The organism is uncultured Succiniclasticum sp. (assembly GCF_902793885.1).
GTDB lineage: Bacteria > Bacillota > Negativicutes > Acidaminococcales > Acidaminococcaceae > Succiniclasticum.
This window is the reverse complement of record NZ_CADBFF010000046.1, coordinates 1-7082: the sequence shown is the minus strand read 5'-3', so window position 1 is coordinate 7082 and position 7082 is coordinate 1. Positions and strand designations below refer to the sequence as shown.

9 protein-coding genes are annotated in these 7082 nt (G+C 44.4%); 2 read left to right on the top strand and 7 right to left on the bottom strand.

Annotated elements, in window-relative coordinates; all coding sequences use genetic code 11:
- Positions 1–225, bottom strand: a 225-nt coding sequence (locus QZV31_RS12735) for a Nif11-like leader peptide family RiPP precursor (protein ID WP_295361345.1), incomplete at its 3' end; no start/stop codon positions are given.
- A 300-nt stretch (positions 226–525) separates the two neighbouring features.
- Between QZV31_RS12735 and QZV31_RS12730 the strand changes: the two genes are divergently transcribed.
- Both QZV31_RS12730 and QZV31_RS12725 read left to right on the top strand, forming a co-directional pair.
- Positions 526–1131, top strand: coding sequence for a hypothetical protein (locus QZV31_RS12730; protein ID WP_295361343.1), 606 nt, complete (start codon positions 526–528; stop codon positions 1129–1131).
- 463 nt (positions 1132–1594) lie between these two features.
- Positions 1595–2563 (top strand): hypothetical protein, encoded by a 969-nt coding sequence (locus QZV31_RS12725; RefSeq protein ID WP_295361339.1) that lies wholly within the window; start codon positions 1595–1597, stop codon positions 2561–2563.
- Between the two features lie 185 nt (positions 2564–2748).
- Here the strand turns inward: QZV31_RS12725 and QZV31_RS12720 are convergent, their stop codons facing one another.
- The 6 genes from QZV31_RS12720 to QZV31_RS12695 form a co-directional block, all read right to left on the bottom strand.
- The gene (locus QZV31_RS12720; RefSeq protein WP_295361335.1) at positions 2749–2982 is read right to left on the bottom strand and encodes a DUF2624 family protein; all 234 of its coding nucleotides are present in this window, start codon (positions 2980–2982) and stop codon (positions 2749–2751) included.
- Positions 2983–3155: 173 nt separating this feature from the next.
- Positions 3156–3785: a L(+)-tartrate dehydratase subunit beta gene (gene ttdB, locus QZV31_RS12715; protein WP_295361331.1), complete on the bottom strand. Its 630-nt coding sequence runs from the start codon at positions 3783–3785 to the stop codon at positions 3156–3158.
- Positions 3785–4675: a L(+)-tartrate dehydratase subunit alpha gene (gene ttdA, locus QZV31_RS12710; RefSeq protein WP_295361328.1), complete on the bottom strand. Its 891-nt coding sequence runs from the start codon at positions 4673–4675 to the stop codon at positions 3785–3787. The genes ttdB and ttdA overlap by 1 nt, the downstream gene beginning before the upstream one ends.
- A 145-nt stretch (positions 4676–4820) precedes the next feature.
- Positions 4821–5153, bottom strand: a complete 333-nt coding sequence (locus tag QZV31_RS12705; RefSeq protein ID WP_093730261.1) for a hypothetical protein — start codon at positions 5151–5153, stop codon at positions 4821–4823.
- A gap of 104 nt (positions 5154–5257) precedes the next feature.
- On the bottom strand, positions 5258–5824 hold the full coding sequence (locus QZV31_RS12700) for a flavodoxin family protein (protein WP_093914172.1): 567 nt from the start codon (positions 5822–5824) through the stop codon (positions 5258–5260).
- Positions 5825–5939: 115 nt separating this feature from the next.
- On the bottom strand, positions 5940–6920 hold the full coding sequence (locus QZV31_RS12695) for an alpha/beta hydrolase (RefSeq protein ID WP_295361322.1): 981 nt from the start codon (positions 6918–6920) through the stop codon (positions 5940–5942).
- Positions 6921–7082 lie beyond the last annotated feature (162 nt).

Below are 7082 nucleotides of genomic sequence, written 5' to 3'. Positions count from 1 at the left end.
TTCGTTAGACCCCATGCCAGCACTGTAGCACAAGCCACCCGCCACCTGCTTCAACGCATCGCTGTCAAGTTCCACGTCTTCCATCTCCGCCATGTACGCCTCGGCTTCTTCTTTGGTTAGTTCATATCCGCCAGTTTTTGCTAACGCAATCAAATCTTCTGCAGTGTTGCACTGCATCGCTTTTTCCAGCATTTCTTTTGTGATTTCATTTTTGTTAATCGGCATAATAGAATCCTCCCTATAGCTATAAAATAATAAAAGCCTTTTATCTATATATACAAAACAGGTTCAGCAAAATTGACACTCTTGAAAATTATTTTTTTAATTATATCATACTCATCGTTGCTGAGCAAAACTGGAATTTGTCTCAATAGTCTCATCTATTATTCATTATAACAAAACAGTTGCAGAAAAAGTCACAAAAGTACGGGATGTCAAAAAGTTGTACTACTTTAGCCATAGTTTTGTACGATTATTAAGTTATAGTAAGTTATAGTAAAAATAGCAAAAACGAAGGATTAAAAAATGGACAATTATTTATTACGCCATCGGTTGCATAAGATGTTTCTGCTGGTTTCCATACTGGGACTTCTGTTGGTATCCAATTCAGTTGCTGCCGGATATGCGGATGAATACCGGGCAAAACACCCCAGGAGGGTAAAAACAACCATCAGCCAGAATACAAAAGGTCAATACGTAGCTTCTGTGTATTATAAACTATTTGACCATAATATCGGCGGTTATCGGTTGAAACTAGATTGTCAATTTGATACAAAAGGGCCTGATCTCATCTTATTGCACTGTTCGACTTTTGGAGGGCGTTACATACCCGCCATTACGGAATTATCATATGGGGACGGAAAAAGCAAACATGTACTTCACAAGTTCGTCGGTCTTCGCTTCCCTATTGATCGGCACAGCTATGGTACATTTCAAATCGCTCATATCAAACCTTCAGAACTGCATGACGCTATTGTCGTCAGCGCCAATAATGTTGTCATCATAAACAATCAACATAAACGATGGCCAGAATTTCAGCAGGCATTGAAAGACGCTGGAAAACTATATGAAGAGCGACATGAGATTTGGAAAAGATTGAACGAAATGGCAAACAATGCAAGTAAGAAATAATGAAAATGGTTCCCGTAAAAACTCCCTCTGCGTATTTTTAAATGATATGCAGAGGGAGTTAGTCTTTTATTTGTTTTTTTCAATGATAGTTACGCGTATAAATCTTGCTAATGTTTGTCAAGTGTTTTTTAAGAAAAATTGAAGCTTTGGAAAACTAAGGAAGAAGTCGAAAAGTGGTTGAAGAAACACTAATGCTATAATATGGCTTTTTATGATAAGGTATGAGTCAATTAAGAAGTAGTATTTGATTATTGTTTTGACACCTTAACTATTCTTGTAATATAATTATTTTAAACCAAGGGTCAAAATGAAATTATCTAATTATAATTTTTTGAAAAACTATGATGGTGTTAATGTTTTCTTTAATGCTAAAACTTGTGCATTAGCTATTGAGAAACTTTCCCCTTTTTCATTTTTGTGTTTATAGTAGGATTTAACGGATTGGAATTAACAGGAATGAATCATGGCTATGGCAGATATGAACAGGGAAGTCAATAAGGCGGCTGGGAAAAAAGAAACGGAAGATGCTGTTTTTATCAGACGGTTGGCGGCTTCGTACAACAAGAATGCATATGACGGGAAAGACCGTGTTCTGGAGATACATTACACGGATATTGATAAAACGTATCAGATCCTTCTTGGTAAAGATGGCAGTAAAGTGTGTACAGACGGAAGCCTTTCTTCGACAACATGCATTGTTACATCTTACGAAGTGTGGGCGAGCATTGCCCGGGGAGAAATCGGGGCCGGCGAAGCTCTGGGGAAACAGATGTATACGGTTTCCGGGGATTTTTCCCTGATGACCAGTTGGAATAAATATTTCGGAAACGGTACAGCGGAAATCGAAGACAGTTCGGAAGAAGGACTAAAAAAACCGTCAATGACCACGATGCTGATTCCATGGATCGTCTACTGGACCGCCATATCGTTTGATCCGAAGCGTGGCAGCATGATTGCGCTTGTTGTCTCCGCCCTGACCCCGCTGCTTATGAGACATCACCGGTTCGTTATCTGGGATCGGTTGTCCCTTGTGGCAGTTGCCATTCTTTCTGCGTCGGCATACATGTTAGGAGAAGGAGATGCTACCGCTATCGCTGGCGGTTACCTCGTTTTCGGATTGATGTGGCTGGGGTCGTGCCTTATTAATGAGCCTTTGAGCGCTACCTATGTTAAATATAAATACGGCGGAGACAGGGCATGCAGGAACCTGTTGTTTATGAAGACGAATTACATATTGTCCGCCTGCTGGGGCGTTTTATATGTTCTGACTGCTGTCCTGACATGGGTTCTGCGAAGCGAAGGGCTGGGGAATATGAGCCTGATTGTTAACAATGTTCTGCCGGTAGGTATGGGAGTATTTACTGTATGGTTTCAAAAATGGTATCCGGCTTATCTGGCAAGCGGCGGGGGCAGGAAAAACCGCCGTAATTGAGTTGATAGTAAAAGAGGACGTCCCGATGTGTTGTCTGGACGTCCTCTTTTTTATTTTCTTAAGGAAACACTGATTAATTCGTCTGCATTTCCTTAGACTGTATAAAAAGAAAAACCCTGCTGCGCATGGCGCACAGCAAGGTTGTAATATTTTTATTGCAAAGGAAAATGTATTCAAACCGGCTTTTAATAGGAACAATCGTAATCGGAGCAGTCCTTATAGCTCGCTCCACCCGCTATTTTAGTCAGTTCATTGCCGTCCAATTCAACATCAGCCAGCTCCGCCATGTACGCCTCGGCTTCGTCTTTGGTAATATCCAGGCCTTCCGATTTGGCATAGGCAATCAAATCTTCCGCTGTATTGCACTGCAGAGCTTTCTGAATCATTTCTTGTGCGAGTTCGTTTTTGTTAATCGGCATAACAGGATCCTCCTTATATAAAAATTTAAACGCCTTATATTATATATACAAAACAGGTTCAGCAAAATTGACATTGATGGAAATTGTTTTTTCAATTATATCATGACTGTTGAGGTAAAAAATATGAATCTTTTAAAAAAGCACAAACACTTTTAACTGAACCCGCGGGCGAATTATTTTATAAATCTTACCTGCTTGCAGATTTCTGCGATTTGTTCGTCTTTGCGCCGATTATATTCCACTTTCTTTTCTTCAAAATAGTTGCGGCCCTGGGCGTCAATGGAAACGATCAATGGGCCGAACTCTTTGACGCGGCAGTTCCAGAGGGTCTCCGGCATGCCCAGGTCGCGCCATTCGGCTTTGACGATTTCTTCCACTTCCACCGCAGCTACTACCGCATTGCCGGCAGGGAACACACAATGGATTGCGCCAAACTCTTTACAGGCTTTGGCGGTGTTTTCTTTCATGCCGCCCTTGCCTACAATGACACGTACACCTGTAATTTTTACAAATTCATACTCAAACTTTTCCATACGCATGGACGTGGTGGGACCTACAGAAACCATCTCAAACTTGTCGTCCGGCAGCGGACGGATGATGGGGCCTGCATGGAAAATTGCATTGTTGCGAACGTCCACGGGAATCTCGCGTCCTTCTTCCACCACGCGCCGGTGCGCCACGTCTCTGCAGGTGGTCAGGCTGCCTGTCAGGTAAATGATATCGCCGATCTTAATGTCTTTTAAGTCTTCCGCGGTAACCGGTGTGACCAGTATTTTTTTGCCGTCTTTGAATTCTACTGCCATTATAATGTCACCCCCGAATGCGATAAAATTTCGTAATTGAGGTCTTTGTCAAACACGATGTGGCCCCGGCGATGGCTCCAGCATCCTACATTCACGGCCACGCCGATAGCGGACGGATGCCTTGCCGTGTTCTCCACGTTCACGCCCAGTACCGCTCCTTTTCCACCCATGCCCTGGGGACCGATGCCGATGGCATTAATGCCCTCTTCCAGCAGTTTTTCCATTTTAGCGGCCCGTTCATTGGGGTTATGGGAACCGATGGGGCGCAACAGGGCTTTTTTGGAGAGCAGGGCTGCCGTTTCCACGGAAGTTGCAACGCCTACGCCTACCAGGAGAGGCGGGCAGGCATTAAGCCCGTAGCTGGTCATCCTGTCCAGGACAAATTTGGTGACGCCTTCATACCCTTCACCGGGCATCAGAACCATGGCATAACCGGGCAATGTACAGCCGCCTCCGGCCATATAAGTATAGATTTCGCATTTGTCAGAATGGGGAACGATGTCCCACCATACGGTAGGCGTGCCCTTTCCCACATTTTTACCTGTGTTGTATTCATCGAAGGTTTCCACGGAATTGTGCCGGAGAGGCGCTTCGAAGGTTGCTTTTACTACCGCTTCCTTCAGCAGTGCCTCTACGTCGTCAATCAACGGGAATTTAGTCCCGCATTTTACCCAGAACTGCAGGACGCCGGTGTCCTGACAGGAGGGCCGGTCCAGTTTTACGGCCAGTTCCTGGTTGCGGAACATGGTATCGTAAATTACCCGGGCCATGGGGCTGTCCTCTTTGGCACGCAGTTCTTCCAGCTTGGCGATGACATCGTCAGGAAGTTTCTTAGCCGTATAGGCGACGAACTTCGCGACAAGGTCTGTCATTTTTTCAACCTGGTTCATAAACAATCGACCTCCTTTTTAACTTACATTTTTCAGTTTATACTATCTGCTTTGCAATGTGCCTGTCATACCACTACCCATAATGTTTGTCGTCTCTAATCCAAACTGGAATTTGTCGGGTTGTTACAAATGGTTCGGCACATGCTCACCTTTTTGTCTTTTCGTGTTGACTGCCGAACGTCCATTTGATACCGAGATCCTTCAATGGAGTCTGTGCATCGCAGTAATAGTCCTCGATATGCCACTCACCATCGTTGTCCGTGTATATTTTGGCAAGATTGCCGATGTTGGACTGAACCCACCAATTACTGTTTGCCCCGGTATAGGGGATCGGCCAGATGTTGCCGTTGCCACCATGCAGGATAATATATAACAATTCTCCAAGTGTCGCGTCATCTGGCATCTCTATCGTATATTTACCATTCCATACATCATCGCCCATGCAGACGGATACCCTGTGAAACTCAATCAATAACATAATCCGCATCCCCTTTAATAAACTCCGATATGTATGCGTAACTACAATTATTTATAATTATAACAAAACAGCCGCAGAAAAATGGGTGTTAGAAAAACAACGATTTATGCTTTCAGCCATCCGGCAAGCGCACGGATCTGCGCCATATAGTCTTCCCGTTTACATATATCGCCGCGTCCGGGTATCTGCGGGAAGATTAACGCTTTCTTTTCTTCCACGCCTATCTGCGAAAAACCGTCCAATGTCCATTCTGCATATTTTGTCGTCACATCAACCGGGCTTCCCCAAAATGAACAGATAATGGCTCCTTTTTTCCCGCATTTGGAAGAGTTGGTCATCAGCGGATTGTCAAATTTGAAAAAAGGATACCACCGTTCAATAAACAGCTTCGCCTGCGAACAGATCTGCTGATTGTAAATCGGCGTGGCAAGTACAATTCCATCGCATCGGTCAATCTCAGGAAGAAGCTTTTGGATATCGTCCTTCTGTACGCACATCTGAGTATCCTTGCCCTGGCATGCCCCACAGGCAAGGCAAGGATTGCATTTCTTTTCACGCATATTAAACACAATCACTTCACAATCTTTCAACTCTTCGGCAAGCATCTTTGTAATTAAATCTGAGTTACCCCCTTTTCTAGGGCTCGCATTAACCAGCAAAATCTTTTTCATAGAAGACCTCTTTCACATAAAAGTTGATTTGTATTCGTAAATATCATTTTAATTCATTATAACAAAATAGCCGTGGAAAAATCTACAGATATTGAGCAAAACTGCAATTTGTCTACTATTTCAAAACGCGGTTATTGTACTCCACCTTCCGGCTTCTCTGGAAACTGTTTCTGTCTGCGTGAATGAAACCGTCCATAGCAGCCCACGTTACCGGGAAATTATCCAAAAACGCTGTGTGCCAAGCTTTCGGCACGATGCACAACCGGGAATCGGGAATCATCTGGTGCGCTGCCACCATGGTCACCAGAGGCGCGTGATCGTCTTCGTCGCCGGCGATGAGAAGAACAGGGCACTTAATGGAGCCAAAGAGGTCCTTCCCAACTTCCGTCCGGTTCCAGAACTTCATATAATTTGTGCAGAACTCCTGCCAGCGTTCCGGTTCCGGCATGAGCGCTTTCTGCTGATCCACAAAGGCCTTATCGATTTTTTCCAAATCGCTGACCTTCAGTTCCCCGCTGAAAAAGCCTTTTTCCAGTGAGCCTGCTCCTATTGTTACAATGCGTTCCACTGTTTCCGGATACATGGCGGCAACTTTGTAGGCTGTATAAGCTCCGTCACTGAAGCCCACAAGGGTAGCGGGCTTATCGGTCACCGCACGCATAACGGCAAGCATGTCGTTGGCTTTCTGTTCGTAGGTCAACGGCTTGGTCCCAATCTCCGAGCGGCCATGCCCCCGGGTAGACACCACTGCGACTTTACGATCTTTGCGCAGCGCGTCAATGAGCTGGCCCATTTCAAAAGGCGTGCCCACGCCCCCGCCGTGAAACACAAAGACTGTCTCGGCGTTTTTGCTTTTCCGTTCCGGTTCATACACTTCATAATAAATCCGCGCGTCATCAGCCTGCGCATAATGTCCGGCAGAAAGGTTGTTGCCGTAAGGCGTTTTGCTCGGTTGCACTTTATTGCCCTGCGTAAAATAATGCAGCGGAACATTGTTCTGTTTTTCTTTTGCGTCAGCAATGTTTGCAAACGGTGTGGCCGCAACTGTAACGGCAACCAATAACAAACCGGTGAGTAAAATCTTATTCTTTTTCATTTCATTCCACTTCCCTTACATCCATAAGGTTTTAGTTTATAAATCTGTCAGTACTTCAATTATATTATATCAAAACAGCCGCAGAAAAATCTACGGCTGTTGAGGAAAACGTATTTTCAAACTAAAATCGGATTTTTACCTTAAAATACTTTTGCTGTGTTT

Bases quoted from the DNA above. Each gene is read 5' to 3' on its own strand.
- QZV31_RS12730 (WP_295361343.1), top strand. From the start codon at position 526: ATGGACAATTATTTATTACGCCATCGGTTGCATAAGATGTTTCTGCTG.
- QZV31_RS12725 (WP_295361339.1), top strand. From the start codon at position 1,595: ATGGCTATGGCAGATATGAACAGGGAAGTCAATAAGGCGGCTGGGAAA.
- QZV31_RS12720 (WP_295361335.1), bottom strand. From the start codon at position 2,982: ATGCCGATTAACAAAAACGAACTCGCACAAGAAATGATTCAGAAAGCT.
- ttdB (WP_295361331.1), bottom strand. From the start codon at position 3,785: ATGGCAGTAGAATTCAAAGACGGCAAAAAAATACTGGTCACACCGGTT.
- ttdA (WP_295361328.1), bottom strand. From the start codon at position 4,675: ATGAACCAGGTTGAAAAAATGACAGACCTTGTCGCGAAGTTCGTCGCC.
- QZV31_RS12705 (WP_093730261.1), bottom strand. From the start codon at position 5,153: ATGTTATTGATTGAGTTTCACAGGGTATCCGTCTGCATGGGCGATGAT.
- QZV31_RS12700 (WP_093914172.1), bottom strand. From the start codon at position 5,824: ATGAAAAAGATTTTGCTGGTTAATGCGAGCCCTAGAAAAGGGGGTAAC.
- QZV31_RS12695 (WP_295361322.1), bottom strand. From the start codon at position 6,920: ATGAAAAAGAATAAGATTTTACTCACCGGTTTGTTATTGGTTGCCGTT.